The sequence below is a fragment of the Shewanella sp. NKUCC05_KAH genome (assembly GCF_019345585.1).
Lineage (GTDB): Bacteria > Pseudomonadota > Gammaproteobacteria > Enterobacterales > Shewanellaceae > Shewanella > Shewanella oncorhynchi.
The window spans coordinates 50,085-70,967 of the sequence record NZ_JAHKQZ010000010.1 but is presented as its reverse complement, the minus strand read 5'-3'; the positions used below and the strand labels follow the sequence as shown (position 1 = coordinate 70,967).

15 protein-coding genes and 4 tRNA genes are annotated in these 20,883 nt (G+C 46.3%); 10 read left to right on the top strand and 9 right to left on the bottom strand.

Annotated features, from left to right (window positions below; genetic code table 11):
- Positions 1-14 precede the first annotated feature (14 nt).
- From KO533_RS10775 to KO533_RS10760, 4 genes are all read left to right on the top strand, one after another.
- A tRNA-Arg gene (locus KO533_RS10775) sits at positions 15-91 on the top strand.
- A gap of 49 nt (positions 92-140) precedes the next feature.
- Positions 141-217: transfer RNA gene (locus KO533_RS10770), tRNA-Arg, on the top strand.
- A 45-nt stretch (positions 218-262) separates the two neighbouring features.
- Positions 263-354 (top strand) — tRNA-Ser (locus KO533_RS10765).
- A 103-nt stretch (positions 355-457) separates the two neighbouring features.
- Positions 458-534: transfer RNA gene (locus KO533_RS10760), tRNA-Arg, on the top strand.
- Positions 535-1,139: 605 nt separating this feature from the next.
- Here KO533_RS10760 and KO533_RS10755 read toward each other — a convergent pair.
- From KO533_RS10755 to pepA, 3 genes are all read right to left on the bottom strand, one after another.
- A complete protein-coding gene (locus KO533_RS10755; protein ID WP_219254085.1) occupies positions 1,140-4,016 on the bottom strand; it encodes a valine--tRNA ligase in 2,877 nt (958 codons plus the stop codon).
- A gap of 20 nt (positions 4,017-4,036) precedes the next feature.
- Positions 4,037-4,540 carry a DNA polymerase III subunit chi gene (locus KO533_RS10750; protein ID WP_131523599.1) on the bottom strand — a complete coding sequence of 168 codons (504 nt, stop codon included), beginning with the start codon at positions 4,538-4,540 and terminating at the stop codon, positions 4,037-4,039.
- A 340-nt stretch (positions 4,541-4,880) separates the two neighbouring features.
- The gene (gene pepA / locus KO533_RS10745; RefSeq protein ID WP_006082597.1) at positions 4,881-6,389 is read right to left on the bottom strand and encodes a leucyl aminopeptidase; all 1,509 of its coding nucleotides are present in this window, start codon (positions 6,387-6,389) and stop codon (positions 4,881-4,883) included.
- A 243-nt stretch (positions 6,390-6,632) separates the two neighbouring features.
- Here pepA and lptF point away from each other — a divergent pair, with 243 nt between their 5' ends.
- Together lptF and lptG are read left to right on the top strand one after the other, a co-directional pair.
- The gene (gene lptF, locus KO533_RS10740) at positions 6,633-7,745 is read left to right on the top strand and encodes an LPS export ABC transporter permease LptF (RefSeq protein WP_113939369.1); all 1,113 of its coding nucleotides are present in this window, start codon (positions 6,633-6,635) and stop codon (positions 7,743-7,745) included.
- Positions 7,742-8,800: an LPS export ABC transporter permease LptG gene (lptG, locus tag KO533_RS10735; protein ID WP_105251819.1), complete on the top strand. Its 1,059-nt coding sequence runs from the start codon at positions 7,742-7,744 to the stop codon at positions 8,798-8,800. Before lptF ends, lptG begins: the two co-directional genes overlap by 4 nt.
- A 120-nt stretch (positions 8,801-8,920) precedes the next feature.
- Here lptG and KO533_RS10730 read toward each other — a convergent pair whose 3' ends face one another.
- From KO533_RS10730 to KO533_RS10710, 5 genes are all read right to left on the bottom strand, one after another.
- A complete protein-coding gene (locus KO533_RS10730) occupies positions 8,921-9,430 on the bottom strand; it encodes an RDD family protein (protein WP_131523600.1) in 510 nt (169 codons plus the stop codon).
- 59 nt (positions 9,431-9,489) lie between these two features.
- On the bottom strand, positions 9,490-9,747 hold the full coding sequence (locus tag KO533_RS10725) for a DUF2960 domain-containing protein (RefSeq protein ID WP_006082593.1): 258 nt from the start codon (positions 9,745-9,747) through the stop codon (positions 9,490-9,492).
- Positions 9,748-9,778: 31 nt separating this feature from the next.
- Positions 9,779-10,129 carry a DMT family protein gene (locus KO533_RS10720; protein WP_006082592.1) on the bottom strand — a complete coding sequence of 117 codons (351 nt, stop codon included), beginning with the start codon at positions 10,127-10,129 and terminating at the stop codon, positions 9,779-9,781.
- Positions 10,126-10,623 carry a GNAT family N-acetyltransferase gene (locus tag KO533_RS10715; RefSeq protein ID WP_113939489.1) on the bottom strand — a complete coding sequence of 166 codons (498 nt, stop codon included), beginning with the start codon at positions 10,621-10,623 and terminating at the stop codon, positions 10,126-10,128. The genes KO533_RS10720 and KO533_RS10715 overlap by 4 nt, the downstream gene beginning before the upstream one ends.
- A 180-nt stretch (positions 10,624-10,803) precedes the next feature.
- The gene (locus KO533_RS10710) at positions 10,804-12,309 is read right to left on the bottom strand and encodes a carboxypeptidase M32 (RefSeq protein WP_219254083.1); all 1,506 of its coding nucleotides are present in this window, start codon (positions 12,307-12,309) and stop codon (positions 10,804-10,806) included.
- Positions 12,310-12,747: 438 nt separating this feature from the next.
- Between KO533_RS10710 and KO533_RS10705 the strand changes: the two genes are divergently transcribed.
- Complete coding sequence (locus KO533_RS10705; protein ID WP_173243521.1) at positions 12,748-13,383, top strand: YqiJ family protein; 636 nt, start codon at positions 12,748-12,750, stop codon at positions 13,381-13,383.
- A 36-nt stretch (positions 13,384-13,419) separates the two neighbouring features.
- Complete coding sequence (locus KO533_RS10700; protein WP_173243524.1) at positions 13,420-15,198, top strand: flotillin family protein; 1,779 nt, start codon at positions 13,420-13,422, stop codon at positions 15,196-15,198.
- Between the two features lie 157 nt (positions 15,199-15,355).
- Here the strand turns inward: KO533_RS10700 and KO533_RS10695 are convergent, their stop codons facing one another.
- Entirely contained in the window at positions 15,356-17,725 is a 2,370-nt protein-coding gene (locus KO533_RS10695) for an OmcA/MtrC family decaheme c-type cytochrome (protein WP_219254081.1), read from the bottom strand.
- A 355-nt stretch (positions 17,726-18,080) separates the two neighbouring features.
- Here KO533_RS10695 and KO533_RS10690 point away from each other — a divergent pair, with 355 nt between their 5' ends.
- Both KO533_RS10690 and KO533_RS10685 read left to right on the top strand, forming a co-directional pair.
- A complete protein-coding gene (locus KO533_RS10690; RefSeq protein ID WP_105251824.1) occupies positions 18,081-18,725 on the top strand; it encodes a 4Fe-4S dicluster domain-containing protein in 645 nt (214 codons plus the stop codon).
- 16 nt (positions 18,726-18,741) lie between these two features.
- The gene (locus tag KO533_RS10685; RefSeq protein ID WP_105251825.1) at positions 18,742-20,865 is read left to right on the top strand and encodes an aldehyde ferredoxin oxidoreductase; all 2,124 of its coding nucleotides are present in this window, start codon (positions 18,742-18,744) and stop codon (positions 20,863-20,865) included.
- Positions 20,866-20,883: the final 18 nt, after the last annotated feature.

Sequence of the window (20,883 nt, the reverse complement as noted above, 5' to 3'; positions counted from 1 at the left end):
TTACCGTTTAACATGCGCGTGTAGCTCAGCTGGATAGAGTACCTGGCTACGAACCAGGCGGTCGGAGGTTCGACTCCTTCCACGCGCACCAATTTAAATTAATATGATTTAGGTCGTATTAGTGTTTTACCGTTTAACATGCGCGTGTAGCTCAGCTGGATAGAGTACCTGGCTACGAACCAGGCGGTCGGAGGTTCGACTCCTTCCACGCGCACCAATATAGTTAACAAGATACGTCTTGTTGATTTAAAGCGTTAAACGCGGAGAGGTGGCCGAGTGGCCGAAGGCGCTCCCCTGCTAAGGGAGTATGGGCTTTAACTCCCATCGAGGGTTCGAATCCCTCCTTCTCCGCCATTCTATTCTTTTAGTCGAGGGGAATAGAATAAATTTGCTAGATAAAAGTGCTTATCCTAGACTCAATCATGATTGGATCTATTAGAAGTACAAAAACGAGTTTGCGCGTGTAGCTCAGCTGGATAGAGTACCTGGCTACGAACCAGGCGGTCGGAGGTTCGACTCCTTCCACGCGCACCATATAGATAAGCCCTGCAAGCAATTGCAGGGCTTTTTTATTTTTTAATCTGTAATGGTTTAACTCATTATATTTTTACCCGCTTAGGTTTAACCTTAACTTTGCATCACCATCTTTTGCCTTACCTTAGCTATCTTCGGTGTCGCTATCTTTAGCCATTTCGTTTTAAACACTTCTCTTTCTTAGGTTCAACTCACTGAAGAATCTGCTTTTGCCTGTGTTGAGAGTCTATGACGACATTGGATATTCATGTCTGCACTCAATGTCAGTCTCTCAGTGCTGCCTCTGGAGGTATTAGCTGTTCTTTAGTCTACATGTGTGGTGTTTACTTATGTCGGCAGTGATGGGCTACGTGTGAGCTCATGAGCGATAGATCACGGGGAATGATGAGGATGAATGGTGAGGTGGTTTCAATACTGTGCCGTAGGTTAAATGGCAGTGTTTAGAATTGACTCGGGTTCAATGCGGCATTTGGCCCAAGAGCGTAGATTAAGGCTCATAATTGCTCATAGATTGCAGTGATATAGATACAAGAAGGGCAGCCAAGTGGCTGCCCTTCATTCAGTTAGAACCAATCATAACAAGTGAATCAGAGTAAATGAGAAGCTTAAGCTTCTAACTTAGCAAACTCAGATTTTTGCTCGTTGAGCTTGTCCATATCACGCTTGAGATCGGCCATCTTAGCGCGCTCTTTGTCGATAACGTCGGCAGGGGCTTTGGCCACGAAGCCTTGGTTCGACAATTTGCCTTCGATGCGAGCGATCTCTTGGCCGATCTTTTCAAGCTGTTTGTCGATACGGGCCATTTCGGCGGCGACATCGATTAAGCCTGCCATAGGGATCAGCAGCTCCATTTCGCCAATCAAACCTGTGGTCGACATAGGCGCAGTTTCGCCATCGGCTAAAATGGTCATGCTTTCTAGGCGAGCAAGGGTAGTGAAGAAGGTTTGGTTGGCTTCAACACGGGCTTTGTCCTGCGCGCTAACACCACGAAGTAGGGCATTTAGCGGTTTAGATGGAGCAATGTTCAGTTCGGCGCGAATGTTACGCACCGCGACGATCACTTGCTTAACCCATTCTAAATCGGCCATTGCTGCGCTATCGACTTTAGCGGCATCAAATGTTGGGAACGGCGCAAGCATAATGGTATCACCAGCGACACCAGCTAATGGTTTAACGCGCTGCCAAATGGTTTCAGTGATATACGGCATCATAGGGTGCATCAGGCGTTGCATCGCTTCGAGCACTGTCACTAAGGTGTGACGGGTGCCGCGCATTTGCGCTTCGCTGCCGTTTTGCAATACTGGTTTAGTTAATTCTAAGTACCAGTCACAGAACTGGTTCCAAGTGAACTCATACAGGGTATTGGCTGCTAAGTCGAAACGGTAGGCTGTCATGTGATCGTCAAAGGTCTTAACGGTTTGATTGAACAAGCCGATAATCCAGCGATCGGCCAACGACAGTTCCATCTCGCCGCCTTTGTGCTCTGGTGAGCCTGGGCCACAATCTTGATCTTCTGTGTTCATCAGCACGTAGCGTGAGGCGTTCCACAACTTGTTACAGAAGCTACGGTAACCGTCTAAGCGCTTCATATCCCAGTTGATGTCACGACCCGTTGATGCCATTGCCGCAAGCGTAAAGCGCAGTGCATCAGTGCCGTGGGCTTCTATACCGTCAGCAAACTCTTTGCGAGTGCTCTTTTCAATCTTGGCGGCCAGTTGTGGCTGCATCATGTTGCCGGTACGTTTTTCAACTAAATCTTCAAGTCCGATACCGTCGATCATGTCTAATGGATCGAGTACGTTGCCCTTAGATTTTGACATCTTGTTACCCGCTTCATCGCGGATAAGACCGGTTACGTAGACGGTTTTGAACGGGACTTGTGGTTTACCGTCTTCATCTTTGATGAAGTGCATGGTCATCATGATCATACGGGCAACCCAGAAGAAGATGATGTCAAAACCTGTCACCAACACGTCGGTTGGGTGGAAGGTTTTTAAATCTTCTAAATTGTCAGGCCAGCCGAGTGTAGAGAAAGTCCACAGGGCTGAGCTGAACCAAGTGTCCAGTACGTCTTCGTCTTGGCGTAATGTCATTGAGTCGGCAATATTGTGCTTAGCACGTACCTCGGTTTCGTTGCGGCCGACATAGACTTTGCCGTTTTCGTCGTACCAAGCTGGGATGCGGTGACCCCACCACAATTGACGTGAAATACACCAGTCTTGAATGTCGCGCATCCACGAGAAGTACATGTTCTCGTATTGCTGCGGCACAAATTTAATGCTGCCATTTTCAACGGCTTCGATAGCGGTTTTCGCCATTGGCGCAACAGCTACATACCATTGGTCGGTCAGCATCGGCTCGATAACCACACCGGAGCGATCACCGTAAGGCACTTTCAAGGCGTGAGGCGCGATTTTTTCGAGCAGCCCTAAAGTGTCAAATTCAGCGACGATAGCATCGCGGGCTTTAAAACGATCAAGTCCGGCAAAGCGTTCAGGCAGGCTGCCATCGAGCGTTTTGTTAAAGGTACCGTCAGAGTTCACCACTTCGGCGCTCACGCGAATGGCGGCATCTAAGGTCAGCACGTTGAACATGGGTAGGTTGTGACGTTTACCGACTTCATAGTCGTTAAAGTCATGGGCTGGGGTGATCTTCACGCAACCTGTACCAAAGGCCATGTCGACGTAATCGTCGGCCACGATAGGAATGCGGCGGTTAACAATCGGCAACAGAATAAACTTACCGACCAGGGCTTGATAGCGTTCATCATCGGGATGCACTGCAACCGCACTGTCGCCGAGCATGGTTTCTGGGCGCGTGGTAGCGACTTCTAAATAGTCTTTACCATCGGCTGTCAGTTCACCGTCGGCCAGTGGATAACGCAGGTGCCACATATGGCCCTGTTTTTCTTTGCTTTCCACTTCTAAATCAGAGATAGCCGTGTGCAGCTTTGGATCCCAGTTGACCAAACGCTTACCGCGATAAATCAACTCGTCTTCGTACAGACGTACAAACACTTCTTGCACGGCCTTGGACAAGCCTTCGTCCATAGTGAAACGCTCGCGGTCCCAATCAACAGAAGCGCCCATACGACGTAGCTGCTTAGTGATAGTGCCGCCCGATTGCGCTTTCCATTCCCACACTTTATCCATAAAGGCATCGCGACCTAGGTCATGGCGATTTTTGCCTTCTTCGGCTTCAAGCTTACGCTCAACCAACATTTGGGTGGCGATACCCGCATGGTCAGTACCGACTTGCCATAGGGTATTTTTGCCTTTCATCCGTTGGTAACGGGTCAAGGTATCCATAATGGTGTCTTGGAAGGCGTGGCCCATGTGCAAGCTGCCCGTCACGTTAGGTGGCGGGATCATGATGCAATAATTGCCTTTGGATTCATCGCCGTGTGGCTTGAAGTAACCTTGCTCTTCCCAGTTTTGGTAAAGCGTTTGCTCGATGGACTGCGGATCGTATGTTTTTTCCATGGGAACGTGTCTGTCTCAAACTAATTAAGTGGATGTGTTGCTAAGTCTTGGGTCTGTAAATTGACCCCTAAGCCGCGATACTGTCGATAACGTTCGCGAGCGACCGCTTTATGCTGATCGTCATTGGCAACAAAATCGATAATGTGGCCAAAGTTTACCGCAAATGGGGGCGCTTGGTCTGCAAGATTAATCAGAACTTGGCGACTTTTGTTGGCGCCGAGGCGATCAAAACCAATTTCTACCGGCGATCCCGTCATCGGGCCTTCACCTTTGAGGTTATGAGGTACAAAGGCACTTGGCTCAAACTGCCATAAAAGTTCATCAATTGCATGGGCTTGCTGTTTATCTTGGCAATGGATATAGACCCATTGTTGCTTCACAAAAGCCTGTTGCGCCAGTTGGCATGCCAGAAGATGCATCTCGCAAAGTGCAGGGTTCGCATTCGCGGTTTCAACAGGTGAATCAGCCTTGGCTTTGGCAGGCGATGCCACTGGCGGCATAAGATAAAACAGCACTTGAGTCATGATTTCAATGCCTTGCTTCACTTGTTTTAGTGGCGAACGAGAGCAGCAGTTTACACTAAAAGTCAGTATGGGTTAATGCTTAGGGCAAACCTTACGGTGAGGTTTTATCTATCACTGTCTGGCTGGACTTAATGGGATGCTTTCAAACCGTTGGAGATGAAGAGGGTAGAGCTATAACTCTTTGAAAAATTATTCTAAAACCATTAGTTGTTCAGTTTTTTATTCAAGTTCTTATTCAGGAAATCGATTTTCTGATTAAATTAAGAAAATAAAAAAGGCGAAGATGAAATCTTCGCCTTTCATTTATCGAGCCTTTAACACACTAAGGCCGGATAGTCGGTTATTCGCCGAGTTCAACACCAGCACGATTGATCAGGAACTGAGTCAATAGTGGCACTGGACGACCCGTAGAACCTTTGTTAGCACCGCTATTCCAAGCTGTACCCGCAACGTCTAAGTGAGCCCAGTTGTACTTTTTAGCAAAGCGCGAAAGGAAACATGCTGCTGTGATAGCTCCAGCAGGACGGCCACCTAAGTTGGTCATGTCAGCAAATGGGCTGTCGAGCATATCTTGATACTCATCCCACAATGGCATACGCCATGCGCGGTCACCACTTTGCTCACCGGCACTTAATAGCTCGTGTGCTAGAGGGTTATGCGATGAGAACAGACCCGATGCGTGTTTACCAAGGGCAATCACACACGCACCAGTCAGGGTTGCAGTATCGATAACCAATTCAGGATCGAAACGCTCAACATAGGTTAATACGTCACATAGGACTAAACGGCCTTCTGCATCGGTATTTAACACTTCAACGGTTTGACCTGACATAGTGGTCAGAATGTCACCTGGACGGTAAGCATTACCCGATGGCATGTTTTCACAGCCAGCCAGAATACCCACAACGTTGATAGGTAACTTCATATCACAGATGGCTTTCATGGTGCCGATAACACCTGCTGCGCCACCCATGTCGTACTTCATTTCGTCCATGGCTTCGCCAGGTTTCAATGAAATACCACCCGAGTCGAAGGTTAACCCTTTACCGACTAATACGATTGGTTTTTCTGTGCTATCGACAGCGCCCTTGTATTCCATCACAGTCATGATGGATTCATTGGCACTGGCGCGACCGACTGCAAGGTATGAGTTCATGCCCAGTTTGGCCATTTGCTCTTCACCAATAGTGGTGACATGCAGAGTGTCGTGTATTTCAGCCATTTGGCGAGCTTGAGAAGCTAAATAGGCTGGATTACAGATGTTCGGTGGCATGTTGGCTACATCGCGACATAAATGCATGCCAGCAGATACTGCCATACCATGCTCGATGGCGCGCTCACCTAAAGTTAATTCACGGCGAGTCGGGACATTAAACACTAATTTACGCAGTGGACGGCGAGTTTCACCTTTGCGGGTCTTCAGGGCATCAAAGCTATAAAGACTGCTATTAGTGGTTTCAACCGCTTGACGTACTTTCCAATACGTATCGCGTCCTTTCACGTGCAGTTCAGTTAAGAAGCAAACCGCTTCCATTGAACCCGTTTCGTTAAGGGTGTTGATTGTCTTAGTGATGATTTGTTTGTATTGGCGTTCGTCTAGTTCTCGTTCTTTGCCACAACCCACTAATAATACACGTTCACTCAATACGTTAGGAACATGGTGCAGCAATAACATCTGGCCAGGTTTACCTTCCAGATCGCCGCGACGCAGTAGGTTACTGATATAACCTTCGCTAATTTTATCTAATTGCTCCGCGATACCCGACAGACGACGGGGTTCATAAACACCGACCACGATACAGGCTGAGCGTTGTTTTTCGGGGCTACCGCTCTTTACGCTAAACTCCATGAGCACTCCTAGATTCTTAAAGACAAATTTTTATATTTATTGGATAATGTCTGCTTGTCCCGAAAAGGGCCTAAGTTATTACTCCAAAGGTGATTTATTCTCGGCGCTTGAGTCACGCATTTCGTGACGTTAAGTTTACCTAGAACCCCTGAAGCTGGTCAGAAAACTATCAAAAGTAAACAGTTTACATGAAAGTTAGTCTGTTACCAGCAAAAAGATAAGTTTAGAGACCGGATCCTGCCTGTGATTGTATTTAAATACCTTATTCGAGAAGTTTTAAAGGCACAAATTGCGGTACTTTTAGTGCTGTTAACTATTTTTATTAGCCAGCATTTCGTGCGTATACTGGCCGATGCCTCCGACGGCGATTTTCCCGCCTCTTTAATCATGACTCTGATTGGGCTTAACTTGCCTTATCTGGTGATCTTAGTGCTGCCGTTAAGTTTGTTCTTGGGTATTTTACTGGCCCACGGCCGTATGTATTCCGAAAATGAAATGGTCATTCTCCACGGTGTTGGGGTCAGTGAGTGGTATGTCACCCGCGTAACGCTGATCCTCGCCGTGATCAATATGCTGTTTACTGGCTATTTATCCCTTTATGTTGCTCCTTGGGCAGAAGAACAGCAAAACCAAGTGCTCGAAAAAGCCCAGTCTGAAGCGGGTCTTGCCGCCTTAATCCAAGGGCGTTTTCAGGCGAGTCCCAATGGTCGCGCGGTATTATTTGTTGAGCGTATTGGTAAAGATAACGAGTTAGATAAAGTGTTTGTAGCCCAGTTGCCAGATCCTGATGATGAAACTGGCGTGACCAATGTCGTGGTGGCTAAAGGTGGACGAGTACAGGAAGATAGTTCAGGTGCTCAACAATTGAACTTGAATGACGGCGTGCGTTATCAAGGCAGCCCGAAGGCGAAGGACTACCAAATGATCGAATTTGGTGGTTATAAAATGCAAATTAAAGAGCAGCAAGTTGATGAGCGTCGCCGTAAGTTATCTGCATTGCCCGTTGATGAACTCGTGAAAATTGAAGGTGCTGAAGCCGCTGCTGAATTCCACTGGCGTCTTGCTATCCCGCTCGCGATTCCAATTATGACACTAATTGCTGTGCCGTTGGCGCGGGTGAATGTGCGCCAAGGTAAGTTTGCTAAGATGTTCCCAGCAGTACTTTTATATCTTGGCTATTTTGGGCTAATGGTCGCGGGACGTAAGGCATTGCAAGATGGGATTATTCCACTGTATTTAGGTATGTGGTGGATCCATGTTTCTGCGCTCTTGATGGGGTTATTCTTGCTCGGCAAAGATAGGCCTATTTTCAGTCGTATATCGTCCTTGTTTGCCAATAAGAAGGTGGCAGCATGAAGATATTAGACCTTTATATCGCCAGAATATTGTTAAGCACTTCAGCGCTTTGTTTGCTGGTGTTGACTGGTTTGTCGGGCATCATCAAATGGGTTGATCAGCTGCGTTTAGTTGGCCGTGGCACCTACAGCATGATGGATGCTGGCATCTATGTTTTATTTTTAGTGCCACGGGATATTGAAATGTTTTTCCCTATGGCCGTCTTGCTAGGCGCTTTGATTGGTATGGGAATGTTGGCATCGAATTCCGAACTTGTGGTGATGCAAGCTTCTGGCATGTCACGTTTGCAGATCACTATGTCGGCGATGAAAACTGCTGTGCCTTTGATGTTATTGGTGATGGTTTTAGGAGAGTGGGGCGCACCGATTGCTGAGCAAAAAGCCAATGAGTTGCAAGCTGTTAAACTCTCTGGTGGGAGTTTAATTAAGTCCCATCGTGGAATTTGGGCAAAGGATGGTGATTTGTTCGTTAATATTGGTGAAGTTGAAAACATCAATAAACTCAGCAATATCACGCTTTATAAATTCAATAGCGAACTTAAGCTCACCAATGTAGTTCACGCAGACCGAGCGGTCTTTTCCCAAGATCGCTGGCGTTTATTTGACGTTAAACGTACCGATTTAAGCTATGAAAAAGTCGTGCTTGAGTATCTTGAAGAAGACCAATGGCAATCAAGTTTAACGCCAGATAAGCTCAGCGTAGTGTCGATTAAACCCGAGGCGTTATCTATACGTGGTCTGGTCGGTTATCTTGATTACCTTAAAACTAACAGTCAAGATCCCAGCCGTTATGAGCTTGCTTTATGGCGCAAGGTGATGCAGCCCGTGACGGTCGCAGTGATGATGTTAGTGGCACTGTCGTTTGTATTTGGTCCGCTGCGGACAGTGACTATGGGCGCGCGCGTATTACTTGGGGTCGTAGCAGGTTTTAGCTTTTATATCAGTAATGAGATTTTTGGCCCAATGAGTATAGTGTATGAGCTACCCGCTTATGTGGGGGCTGTTGCGCCAAGCTTGTTGTTTACTGGCGTTGCCTTCTACTTTATCCGGCGATGATACGCAGCTTATTACTTCTTACTCCGGATTTTGTCAATTAAGAATAGTCCATAAAAATAGTCCATAAAAAACGACGCTTTTGCGTCGTTTTTTGTATTTCGGATTTACTTAAGAATAAACTTATGCCCCATGCCAGTTACGCATTTGGTTGGCTTCTTTAGACAGCACGACAACTTCTGAGCGAGTCATCATATCCTGCAGTGCGCGCTTATCATCATTGATTAAAATCCATAAATTGCCAATGCCGAGCAGTGACCAAATGATGCGAGCGTAGGCAGTGATTAGACTTAAGTTTTGGCCATTAGGATGTTGAATTTTAAGCCGCCAAGCGCGCATCCCTAAGGTTTGACCGCCCTTACTCCAGAATAATGCGTAGAAAGTGCCGACACACAAGGCAAGCCAGAGTTGATAAATTCCCTGATAAACCGGCGTGCCATTGAGTGCATCTGAGACATGTTCAAAGCCATTCATGCCAGCCAGTCCTGAAGCGGTGAGGCCGTAGAAAATCCCAAAGCCCATTGCGCCCGCAACCATATAGACGGCCACGGCTAACATCGAATCGTAAATTGCAGCGCCTAGGCGGCGGAAGAATCCTGCGCGGGGGAAATTAGCATGTTCGGTATTGAGCATTACAGTGTCCTGTTATTGAAGTGCTTAAAGCTAATACAAAAAACAATTAATACATTAGCCTAGGCTTCAGGTTCTTCATCTCTGACAAAGTGGATATTGCTAAAACCAAAGCGGGCAAACTCTACTTTCCTGAATTCTTTTTCAGCCTTGGCACCTTTACGAGATGTCATGGCGACTTGTTGTTCCATAGCCAAAAATTTGGTCAGATCTATGCCTTCGGCTTCGGCCACAGCTTCATATAAATCATGGTGTTTGTCGTAGCTAAAGGCGATAGTTTTCGTCTTACCTTTGAAGGTATAAGTGACTTGACGGGCCATGGGGGGGAGCTCTCCTGAAATAAGTCTGAAATTAATTAAATTCACTTCTAAAAATAAAATACACAGCACCTAAGATGCACAGTCCTGCCCACAGATAATCGAGCTTCAATGGTTCTTTCATATAGAAATAGGCAAAGGGGACAAACAAACTTAAGGTGATGACTTCTTGTAAAATTTTTAACTGGCCGACATTCATTACTGTGTAGCCGATACGGTTAGCAGGCACTTGCAGCAAGTATTCAAATAGGGCGATACCCCAGCTCACTAAGGCCGCAATAATCCAAGGTTTTGAGCCTAGCGTTTTCAAATGCCCGTACCAAGCAAAGGTCATAAAAATATTACTTAAGCAAAGTAAACCGATAGTGGTTAGGGTTGGATTCATTTTTCATCTCTATGATTAAATTTATAAATCATATACATAGCATCGTCAGTATAGCTGCCAAGACATTTATCGATTGCCTTAGGTTTAAAACCCATTTTAAGCCAATAGCTGTCGGCACCTTGTACGGCTACGAGGGATAAGGAATTGAGATTATAGCGATCCGCCAATAGTGTTAGGCGGGTCAGCGCCTTAGCGCCAGCGCCTAAACCTTGGGCTTTAGCCGAAATCGCAATATCGTGTAGGTATAAGGTATCAGCCTTGGGTAAATGGGTGATGGGCTGATATAGCGCGGGCGGCATATTGGCGGTCCATGGGTGAGCCAAGCAATAACCGACAACCGATTTATCCACTTCGAACACAAAACAGGACTGAGGTGATACCTGCCATTTACTTTGCAGTACGTGCAGTGGCTCAGGATCCAGTTGTGAGTAACACTCGTCTTGGATCGCTAAAATGGCATCCCAATCCTCTGGGGTGATTGCACGCAGTAACATGGCCGACATTTATCCTGTTTCAAGAGTTCTGTTGAAGGAACTCCGTGGAAAGAGTCCTGATTCAAATAAGCTCGGCATTATAACCTCAAGCAGCGTTAAAATGCAGGCTCCAGCGGCAATATAAAGCGCTTTAAAACCTGTATAAACTGAGCTTTCAGCGCTTTTAAGCGTTCGCAGCGGTTAAATGCCCAGATATCGTTGGCGCAGGTGACGCTCAAGATATTGACCATTTAGGGTTTCGCCCGTTGCTTGGCGGATCAGTTCATCGGTTGTGAGCAAAGATCCCTTAGACCAAATGTGTTCACTCAGCCATTGGAATACAGAGTTCAACTTGCCTGCATCGATCAGGGTTTCAATTGGTCCTAAGGCTTTTTCCATCGCAAAACGGCATTGGGCGGCATACATGGCGCCTAAGGTATAGCTGGGAAAATACCCTAGTTCACCAACGGCCCAATGGATATCCTGCATGCAACCGTCTCGGTAGTTGCCATCGGTATTAATCCCCAGTAGTTGTTGCATCTGCGTCGACCAAAAATCAGGCAAATCCTCTACGGTTAAGCTGCCGTCGATAAAGGCTTTTTCTGCCTCAAAGCGCAGTAAAATGTGGCAAGGATAGGTGACTTCATCGGCATCGACGCGGATAAGTCCGGGCGCTACGCGGGTGTAATGCTGTGCTAATTCTTGGGCGCTAAAATGACAATTAAGATGTTGCGCAATTTTAGGCTGCAATTGGCGTAAAAATGCCGGATTTGCCCCGAGTTGCATTTCGCAGAATAGACTCTGGCTCTCGTGGATACCCATAGAACGCGCCAGTCCCGCAGGTTGTCCACGCCACGCTTTAGGTAAACCTTGCTCATATCTGGCATGGCCTGTTTCATGAACTATGCCCATGATTGCACTACTGAAATCAGCCTCATTGTAACGAGTCGTTATCCGCACATCGCTTGGCACGCCGCCACAGAATGGATGGCTGCTGATATCCAGCCTACCGTGGTTAAAGTCAAACCCCAGAAAATCCATTACGTCTCGGCCAAGGGCTTGCTGCGCGCTAACATCGAAGGGACCATTTAGCGTTAACTTAGGCTCGTTTGCCTGTTTAGCCAGCACTTCTTGGATAAGTGTCGGTAGCCAATCTTTCAGTCCGCCAAAGGTTTGCTCTAGCTTTGCCGAGGTCATTCCCGGCTCAAATTTATTGAGCAGGGCATCATAGGGGGAAATATTCTGGGCTTCGCCGCGGATCTGCGCTTCTTCCTTAGCAAGTGCAATTACGGCTTTAAGGTTTGGTTTAAAGCCTTGCCAGTCATTATTTTTACGTTGTTCACGCCACGCATTCTCACATTGATAGGCCATTTTAGTTTTGGCTTGCACGAGATCGCCGGGCACTAAATTTGCCTGTTGATATTGGTACTGCATTTCCCGCAGGTTGGCTTGTTGTTCCGTTGTGAGAGATTCGTCCGTCGCGCCGTGTAAGTGTTCGGCTAAGACGGTTGAGGTTTTGAGTGTGTGGATATGTCGCGCCAGTTCAGCCATTGCATCGCCGCGATCGCTATTACCGCCCATAGGCATCATAGCTGCTTGATCCCAGTCACCTAGAGCGCTGAAATGTTCAAAGTGAGAAATTTTTTGAAAATGTGCTGTCAGTTTATCGTAACTTGGTGTTGGTACTTTGCTCTTGGGTGAGTCCATGGAATTTCCCTTCTGGCGCATCAAATCCTGCGCGAATAAATAACAATAACAGGATGATCATACAATGACGTCAACAGTATACTCAAACAACCTGAAGATGCAGGACTCAGTGGGCTGATATTAACGCTATAGTAACGCACTTGAGGCAAGGCCATTTATTGCTCTTGAATAAATGGCATCCACGCCATATATGGCGATTACGGCTATTTGCAGCTCTCGCGGGCTAAGCTAAAAAGGGAGTTGTAGTGTTAAAGTGGTTTTCGATAGGGTACTCGTAGCGAAGATGGCCACGCGATTTTGGCGCAGCAGAGCATAGTCAAAATCTGTTTTAGGGACAATTTTTAGTTTGGAAATTGTGCTTGCCTTGCTATTCTGTTGTGGTTAAGTCGATAATTACAGTGAAATAAATGGAATGCTGTATTGTTCAAGGAGATGACTATGTGGGCGTTTTTAGTTGAACAGCCTAATTTACCTTACACCATAGCTTTTGCCTGCGTACTGGCCCTTGGTGTGTTTGAAGTCTTCGCATTATTCATAGGTTTAAGCATGTTAAGTGCGTTAGACCAATGGGTACCTGCTGATGTGGAATATGATGCTGATGTGGGTGCGGGTGGACTCACGGGCATTGCCGGTTGGCTGTGTCTAAATAGACTCCCATTACTTATTTGGTTTGTGCTTGCGCTGACCAGTTTTGCGATTGCGGGTTATATCGTCAATTTTATCAGTGTTAGTGTTGCCGATTTTTTACTGCCGCAACTGTTCACTTTACCCATTGCTATTGTCGCCAGTGCATTTTCTTGCCGTTATTTTGGTCGAGTGCTTGCAGATCATTTGCCTAAAAATGAATCGAGTGCGATCTCGCTAGATGATCTTAGCGGCTATGTCGGCACTATCACCTTAGGTTGCGCAATTAAAGGCATGCCCTCTGAAGCTGTCGTTCGCGATAAACATCAACAAAAACATTACGTTTTAGTCGAGCCCGAAACTTCGGATATCGAGTTTGCCTCAGGCACTCAAGTCGTGCTGCTTAAGCGAGAAGGCCGCGTCTGGTCTGCTACGCGTTTTGATAATTAATCTTCCCAAGCCATAAATCAATTGAAAGGAAATCAAATGGATGTGTTAACAAACATAGGTTCATCCGGTAGTTTTATTTTGCTCGTTGCGGGTATGGTGCTACTCGGCCTCATTGTGATCGGGTTAATTTTCGCCAAGTTATATAAACGTGCAACCAAAGAAATGGCCTTTGTGCGTACCGGCTTTGGTGGTGAGAAAATCATTAAAGATGGCGGCGCTATTGTGTTGCCTGTATTACATGAAACCATCTCGGTAAACATGAACACTTTGCGTATCGAAGTGGAAAAAACCCAGAAAGATGCGCTGATCACTAAGGACAGAATGCGTGTCGATGTGAAGGCCGATTTCTACTTGCGTGTAGCCCCACATTCCGATGGTATTTCAATGGCAGCACAAACCTTAGGCACGCGTACAAACCGCGTTGAAGAGCTTAAAAAGCTGATGGAGTCTAAGTTTGTTGACGTGCTGCGTGCCGTGGCCGCCGAAATGACCATGACAGAAATGCATGAGCAGCGTGCCGATTTTGTGCAACGGGTGCAAAATAACGTCGCCAACGATCTGGAGAAAAACGGTCTCGAACTCGAATCGGTTTCATTAACGGGTTTCGATCAAACTGATTTGCAGTTTTTTAATGAAAACAACGCATTTGACGCCGAAGGTCGTGCGCGTCTGGCGAAGATTATCGAAGAGAAGCGCAAGGAAACCAACGATATTCAGCAGGAAAACCGCATTAAGATCGAGCAGCGTAACCTCGAAGCTGAAAAGGAATCCCTAGAGATTGAAAAGTCGGAAGAAGAAGCGCGCCTGATCCAGCAACAGTCGTTAGAATTTAAACGCGCCGATCAAAAAGCGGAGATTATTAAGCAGAAAGAAAATAAGGCCCGTGAAGAACGCGAAGCCGAGATTGCCAAAGAGCGCGCCATCGAAACCGCTGAAATCGAAAAGACCAAAGATATCGAAACCCGTGAGATTGAAAAGTATAAGTCGATTGAGCAATCGCGCATTCAACAGCAAAGGGATATCGAAGTTTCTGAGCAGGAAAAACGCATTGCGGTTGCGGCCAAATCTGAAGAAGAATCAGCAGCTCGTGCCCGTGCAGCTGAAGCCGAAAAACTGAAAGTTGAAAAAGAAGAAGCGGTAATCACAGCGCGCCAAGTGGCAGAAGCTAATCGCCGCAAAGAGATTGAAGTGATTGATGCTCGTAAGGAAGCTGAGCGTGATGCAGTCGGCGTAACAGTGCAGGCCGAAGCTGAGAAACGTGCCGCTGAAGACAGATCGAGTGCGATTCTGATTGAAGCGCGCGCCAGTGCCGATGCGAAAAAACTGCAGGCCGAAGCGGATGAAAAAGTGTATGCCGTTGAAGCTGCGGGTAAACAAGCGCTTTACGAAGCAGAAAACGTTTTAAGTGATGAGCAGATTGCCCTGCAAAAATCCCTCGCCATTTTGAAGGCCTTGCCTGAAATTGTGGCCCAAGCCGTTAAGCCGTTAGAAAACATCGAAGGTATTAAGATTCTTCAAGGTTATGGTGCAGGTCATCAATTTGCTGCGGGTGGCGAAGGTGCTCACCATCAAGGTGGTATCGCAGAGCAAGTGACCAGTGCAGCGTTAAACTATCGCGCCAATGCGCCTGTTATCGATGCCATGCTCAGGGAGTTAGGATTAGTGAATGGTGACTCTGGAACTTTGAATGATTTATTGAACGGTAATAACACCTTAACCGCCGAAGCCTTAAGTGGTGTGACCTTGTCGAACTCTAGACCTAAGGACTATAGCCAAACGCAGGTAGTAGAGAGCCAAAGTGTGCTCAAGCCTTAATCTCAACGACATTAAACTAAGTCAAATCAAGTAAAGCGCTCGCCGTTGCTCTTTTGAGCCTTGTGCGGACAAAAGATTGATAAATAGGACGAATGAAATAAAACCGCTCACCATTATGGTGAGCGGTTTTTTTTTGCATTAAATCAAATCTAACGGCTTATTTGTGTACCTTGTCGACCCCCGATGAGCGACCTTCGGCATGACAGGTTGCGCATGACTCCTGTCCTGATTGGTAAATTCGACCACCGCTGGCATCGCTTTGGTAAACTCCGCCAAAGCTGCGTGCATGGACGACTAAACTATCGATAAGCGTGTGACAAGCCGTGCAGGTTGCTAAGGTTGGTGAGTACTCGGCAATTTGCCCTATGTTGGCTGCATCGGGTGTCGCAACTAACAGGGATTGCTGTGCATTTAGCCCCTCGAGACTGAGCTGTCCTGTGCTATGACAAACACTACAGTTATTTTTTGCATTAGGGTAAGTGAGTTCGGGACGTGGGTTGTCAAAACCCACTACAGTGCGGGTTCCCGCATGCAGTGAATGCACCATTTCCCTGTAGCTCAAAGTATTGTTGATGGTGCGATAGGGCTTGATTTGGCTGGCCCCAGGAGTATGCATCACATTGGCATTGAGATACATAATCGCATCATTACTGTGGCAACTTTGACATTGCCCATCGGTCAGTGCGGTTGCCGTTTGCGGTGCATGACAGGTGCCACAGCTGCTATTGGGTTCAAAAATTCCTTTCATTTGATGCGCCGACAGAACTCTATCTTCTAATCCTTGATCATGACATTGGCGGCAGGCCTGTTCATCGACCTTAGCTTTTGCCGTAACAGCTTGACCTTGCAGGCTTAGCGAATTAATGGCACTGAGACTCACCTCTTGATTTGCGATATTACAGTTAACGGCAAAGCCGGTATTTTTATCGGCACAGAGCACCAGTTTACTGTAGAGTTTTGACTGACTCAGATCGCCAAAATCGGCAGCCGACAGGTTAGATATAGTGACTGTTAGCTGATTGGGTGCGGTAATTTTTAAGGCGACGTCGCTCGTGTTTGCTAATAAATCCCACACTTTCCGCTGGCCGTTATTGATTGGCATATTCGCGCTATTTGTTTCACCTGTGGCAATCAACCAGAAGGATTTTATCATAGGTTGACTGGCGGGCAGTTGCTCCATTTGCTGCACTTGCAATGTCACCGCAAGGGTCTTAGTTTCAACGCTTAGCTGCGAACTCAGTAACTTAACTTGGTAATCGCTCACCAGCCTAGTGGCTGTTTTCACGGCGGCATTGTGGAAAAGCCCAACACCTTCAGGATTAGTGCTATCAGGGTGGCAGCCGCTACAGCCCAGTGCCCATGGGTTGGCAAAAATTTCCCTATTGTGGAATAACCCCGCTACAGTGCCATTCCAATCTGCGGGAATTTGCGCTTTGTGACAGTCAAGACACGCGGTTTTACTGGGGATATTACTATTGCCACTTTGCGCCGTTGCGCCGGGAATATGGCATTGCTGACATTGGGTCATATCACCGGGAAAGGTCACATTGGCGTAGTCATATAGCTGTCCCTTGTAACCTACAATTTGATATTTAGCTTGGTGGATCTGGTGTGTCAATGTCGCCATATCAAGGCTATTACCCGTTTCAGGATCGCCAGAGTAAGTCGTGTGACAGACAACGCAGCCCTCAAAGGCAAAACGTTTATTGCCGTGCATCAAAAGGCGAGTATCGGTATTGGCTAAGTCTGGGTTGTGGCATCGAAAACAAGCTTGTTCCGGCGCGATCACTTTACGGCCCATATCCGCCGCGACTGTCTGTCCTGTGGCGGGCACAAAATCGTACACGCTGTTGATCAACTGAGTGTCGATTGGGCTATTTGCGAACGGTTTTAACTCTAGGTAAATTCTGTGGGTGAGCTCAGGCGAGTACTGGGTATCTATCCCCGTAAATTGTGAGTAACCCGTGAGTGGTTTACTCAAAGTGTAACGGTATTGGCCCGCGCCTAAGGAGGTTAGACACGCCGTTTTACAGTTGCTTTCAATGCCTGCTTGCCACTGAGTCTGTGCATTCGCTTGGGCATTTGTTGCAGGTTCTACTTGATTATTGATGTAACTGGTCCATTGCAACGCAGCATCTGTCGCGCTTGCTGCAGAGTTAGTGACTTCTGTGCCAGTTGTTGCCATAGCATTCGCCGCGGCTTGGGTGATTTGATAGTGCTCCTGCGGTGGTGCTAATTTGGCAATACCGACACCTAAGGTATCTAGCTCCTTCAGGTTTTCTAGCCCTGTGACCGCAATACCATTGGCATTGCTGAGGAAGAAATCGACCTGCACATGAGTTTGTGCATCGATAACCACATTTTCTATTGTCGCTTTGAGTGTATCCGCTTGTTCAATGCTGATACTCACAATCCCTGGTGGACCTTCTTTCCCATCGTCACCATCGGAACAGGCTGTCATCAGACAGACTGCGACTGCCATTGGCGTAAAGATTTTCCATTGAGAACGGGTATTCGTTTTCATCATTTTCCATTCCTTTTTAATTAGATTCTGTCGGGACTCTAATCGGAATGTATGCGGTATAGATATTAACTTAGTTATGAGTTGAGTTGCACTTAATTAACCAAATTTAAAAGTTATTTGTTAATTAAATTAAGGTAATTTGAAGTGAGGCATTATTTAAATTTGCTAGATGTTTAATTGTTAATTCTTAAAAACGTTACTCTGATGCATGTCGTGTAACTTGATCTAATAATGCCCCAATATGGGTAATTGTGACGCAGGTTAAAAATCAAAGACATAATTACTTTAGCATAAATTGTCGGGAATCAAAGTGTATGCATATTTTAATTATATTGCTTTGACTAATAAAGGATCAAATATGATTACCAGAAGAGGAATGCTTAAAGGCGGTATGGGCGTTGCTGTCGGTACAGTTTATAGCGGAACATTAATAAGTTTTCTGACCGGTTGTGGCAGTGACAGTAATAGCCAAGAGATAGTAGAAGTCATGCCTGGTGGACTCATGGTGGTGAACCCTACGGTTTGTGTTAGCTGCAGACGCTGTGAAATTGCCTGTGGTTGGAACCATGAAGGGGATAGCAGTCCGACACTTGCCCGCGTCAAAGTAGAAAGAAATATGAACTATGGCCCACATGGTGTGCAATTTGACTATGAAATACAACGAGGAGAATGCGGCGATAAAACCGTTGTTCCTTCCACTTGTCGCCACTGCGAAGTCTGCACTGAAGTTTGTCCACAGCAAGCTATTTCAACGAACGAACAAACTGGCGCCAAAGTGATTGATGAAGAACGTTGTGTCGGATGTGGTTATTGTGCAGATAAGTGTCCTCAGCAAGTCATTAAAGTTGTTCGCAGTAAAATGAAAGCCGTCAAATGTGATTTATGTAACGGTAAACCTGCCTGCGCGCAAGTTTGTCCTACAGGTGCAATTAAATTTTATAACTGGGAAGAGGCTGAAGCTGCATTAGAACAATACGAAAAATATACCGGCTTAGTTTCTTAAATTCAGGAGAAATAATATGAGTGATAAAATAGGTGGTTGGGCGGGTAAAGTCCTCAGAGTTAATTTAACAACTAATCATATATGGTATGAGCCAATCAATAAATATTATGACTATATCGGTGGTATGGGGATTGGTTATAAAATATTGTGGGATGATCATAAGGATAATATTACAGCAATCGACCCAGATAATATTATTGTCTTTTCTGCCGGACCATTAACGGGTTCAGGCGTTATTTGTACTGGACGAACAACCATTACTTCCCGTAGTCCCGTAATTGAAAAACATCTGATTGCCGATGGTCACTTTGGTGGGCATTTTTCACCCGCAATGAAATTTGCGGGCTTCGATGCGATTGCGATAGAAGGCAAAGCGAGCAGTCCTGTGTGGCTTAAAATTGTGGATGATAAGGTCACGATTGAACCTGCCGATGCCCTATGGGGTAAAGGTATATTTGATACCCACGCTATGATCGCACAAATGATGGGACCCAATGCACAAGTGGCGGCCATTGGCCAAGCGGGTGAAAACCAAGTGCCTCTTTCTGTCATTATGACTCAGGGCGGGCACTCAGCAGGTGGTCATGGCTCGGTAATGGGGTCAAAAAATTGTAAAGGGATCGGCATTATCGGCACTGGCGCCGTTAAAATCGCCGCCAATAATGAAAAGATGCGTGCCTTAGATGACCATATTTTAGGTATTATCGGTGCCAACAATAATGGTGTCGTTCCTTCAACGCCGCAATCTTGGGCTGAGTACTCAGCCCCCATCAGCCGCTGGAAATCTCGGCCCGGTTTGAAGTGGGGCGCTGCCGATCAAGAAATCGATTTAGGCGAAGTGCCATGGAATGAACGCAATCGTATTGGGTTTCGAACTTCGATGGCAGAAAGCTACATTGGTGTGGAATATGCCAATAAGTGGATGAAGCGTACGGGAGGCTGTCATTCATGCCCAATACGTTGCTTCTGCGAGCTAAAAGTCCCTGAATTGAAAAGCAAATACGGTCGTAAAACCGAACATATATCTAACGTCTGTATGGGATTCCTCGTACCACAGTATTTAATGGGCACCAAAAATGGTACAGAAGCACATGCGATGGCGGGCGCTTTAGGGGCTCATATTCTCGATGACTATGGTATTTGGTGTAACTATGGCTCCATTTCTCATCTATTTAAATTCCTAAAAACAAAGGATATGTTTAAGCATTTATTACCTGAAGATGAATTTAACAGCATTCCTTGGGCGCTCTGGGATAACCAAGATCCCGCTTTCTTACTTGATTTTTATCGCCGAGTGGCGTTTAAAGAAGGTGAAATTTCCCATATGGCCGACGGCTTATATGATTTGATCAAGCGTTGGGGGTTAGATGGAACCAATCCCAAGTTAGGTAATTGGGATATTCACAAAGAAAGTGCAACTAAGGTATTCAACAAGAAAACCAATGCTGCCGTGCACCATGCCAGTGAAACCGCGGGTCAGGTGGGTACGTTAATCAACGTCGTCTTTAACCGTGATGCTCAGTGTCATTCCCACATCAACATAGTTAACAGTGGGTTGCCACATGATATGACAGTGGCGATTGCCGAGAAAAAATGGGGTGAAGGTGCATTCGATAAGGTGAATTGGTATACCCCAATCAATGCGGCTAAGATCCGTTTTGCAAAATGGTCGCTGGTGAAAAACGTATTACATGACTCTCTGACACTGTGTAATTGGATGTTCCCACTGCTGGCATCACCGGATAAAAATCGCAACTATGAAGGCGATAGCACCATTGAATCGCAGATGTTCAGTTTAGTGACTGGGATTGAAACCACAGAAACTGAATTGGACTTTAAGGCGGAAAGAGTGCTGCATTTACACCGTGCCTTAACCGTATTGCAAATGAATGAAAGCAATATGCGCGAAGAGCATGATGTGCTCAGTGACTGGGTTTATGATTTGAATCCAGATAAAAACTTCGGTCAAGAGGGCACCATCAAGATGGACCGCGCTGACATGCAAACGGCGCTGGACATGTTCTATGAAGCCTTTGGTTGGGATATTCAAACCGGTGCGCCAACTCGGGCCACGCTCGACAAGTTTAGCCTAGGTTTTGTTGCCGATAGATTGGCGGCTAGAGGCCTGTTACCCAGTTGAACACTATAGTTGGACACT

What these genes read in the sequence shown, in the direction of transcription:
- KO533_RS10755 (WP_219254085.1), bottom strand. Translation starts at nt 4,016, where the DNA reads ATGGAAAAAACATACGATCCGCAGTCCATCGAGCAAACGCTTTACCAA.
- KO533_RS10750 (WP_131523599.1), bottom strand. Translation starts at nt 4,540, where the DNA reads ATGACTCAAGTGCTGTTTTATCTTATGCCGCCAGTGGCATCGCCTGCC.
- pepA (WP_006082597.1), bottom strand. Translation starts at nt 6,389, where the DNA reads ATGGAGTTTAGCGTAAAGAGCGGTAGCCCCGAAAAACAACGCTCAGCC.
- lptG (WP_105251819.1), top strand. Translation starts at nt 7,742, where the DNA reads ATGAAGATATTAGACCTTTATATCGCCAGAATATTGTTAAGCACTTCA.
- KO533_RS10730 (WP_131523600.1), bottom strand. Translation starts at nt 9,430, where the DNA reads ATGCTCAATACCGAACATGCTAATTTCCCCCGCGCAGGATTCTTCCGC.
- KO533_RS10725 (WP_006082593.1), bottom strand. Translation starts at nt 9,747, where the DNA reads ATGGCCCGTCAAGTCACTTATACCTTCAAAGGTAAGACGAAAACTATC.
- KO533_RS10720 (WP_006082592.1), bottom strand. Translation starts at nt 10,129, where the DNA reads ATGAATCCAACCCTAACCACTATCGGTTTACTTTGCTTAAGTAATATT.
- KO533_RS10715 (WP_113939489.1), bottom strand. Translation starts at nt 10,623, where the DNA reads ATGTTACTGCGTGCAATCACCCCAGAGGATTGGGATGCCATTTTAGCG.
- KO533_RS10710 (WP_219254083.1), bottom strand. Translation starts at nt 12,309, where the DNA reads ATGGACTCACCCAAGAGCAAAGTACCAACACCAAGTTACGATAAACTG.
- KO533_RS10705 (WP_173243521.1), top strand. Translation starts at nt 12,748, where the DNA reads ATGTGGGCGTTTTTAGTTGAACAGCCTAATTTACCTTACACCATAGCT.
- KO533_RS10700 (WP_173243524.1), top strand. Translation starts at nt 13,420, where the DNA reads ATGGATGTGTTAACAAACATAGGTTCATCCGGTAGTTTTATTTTGCTC.
- KO533_RS10695 (WP_219254081.1), bottom strand. Translation starts at nt 17,725, where the DNA reads ATGATGAAAACGAATACCCGTTCTCAATGGAAAATCTTTACGCCAATG.
- KO533_RS10690 (WP_105251824.1), top strand. Translation starts at nt 18,081, where the DNA reads ATGATTACCAGAAGAGGAATGCTTAAAGGCGGTATGGGCGTTGCTGTC.
- KO533_RS10685 (WP_105251825.1), top strand. Translation starts at nt 18,742, where the DNA reads ATGAGTGATAAAATAGGTGGTTGGGCGGGTAAAGTCCTCAGAGTTAAT.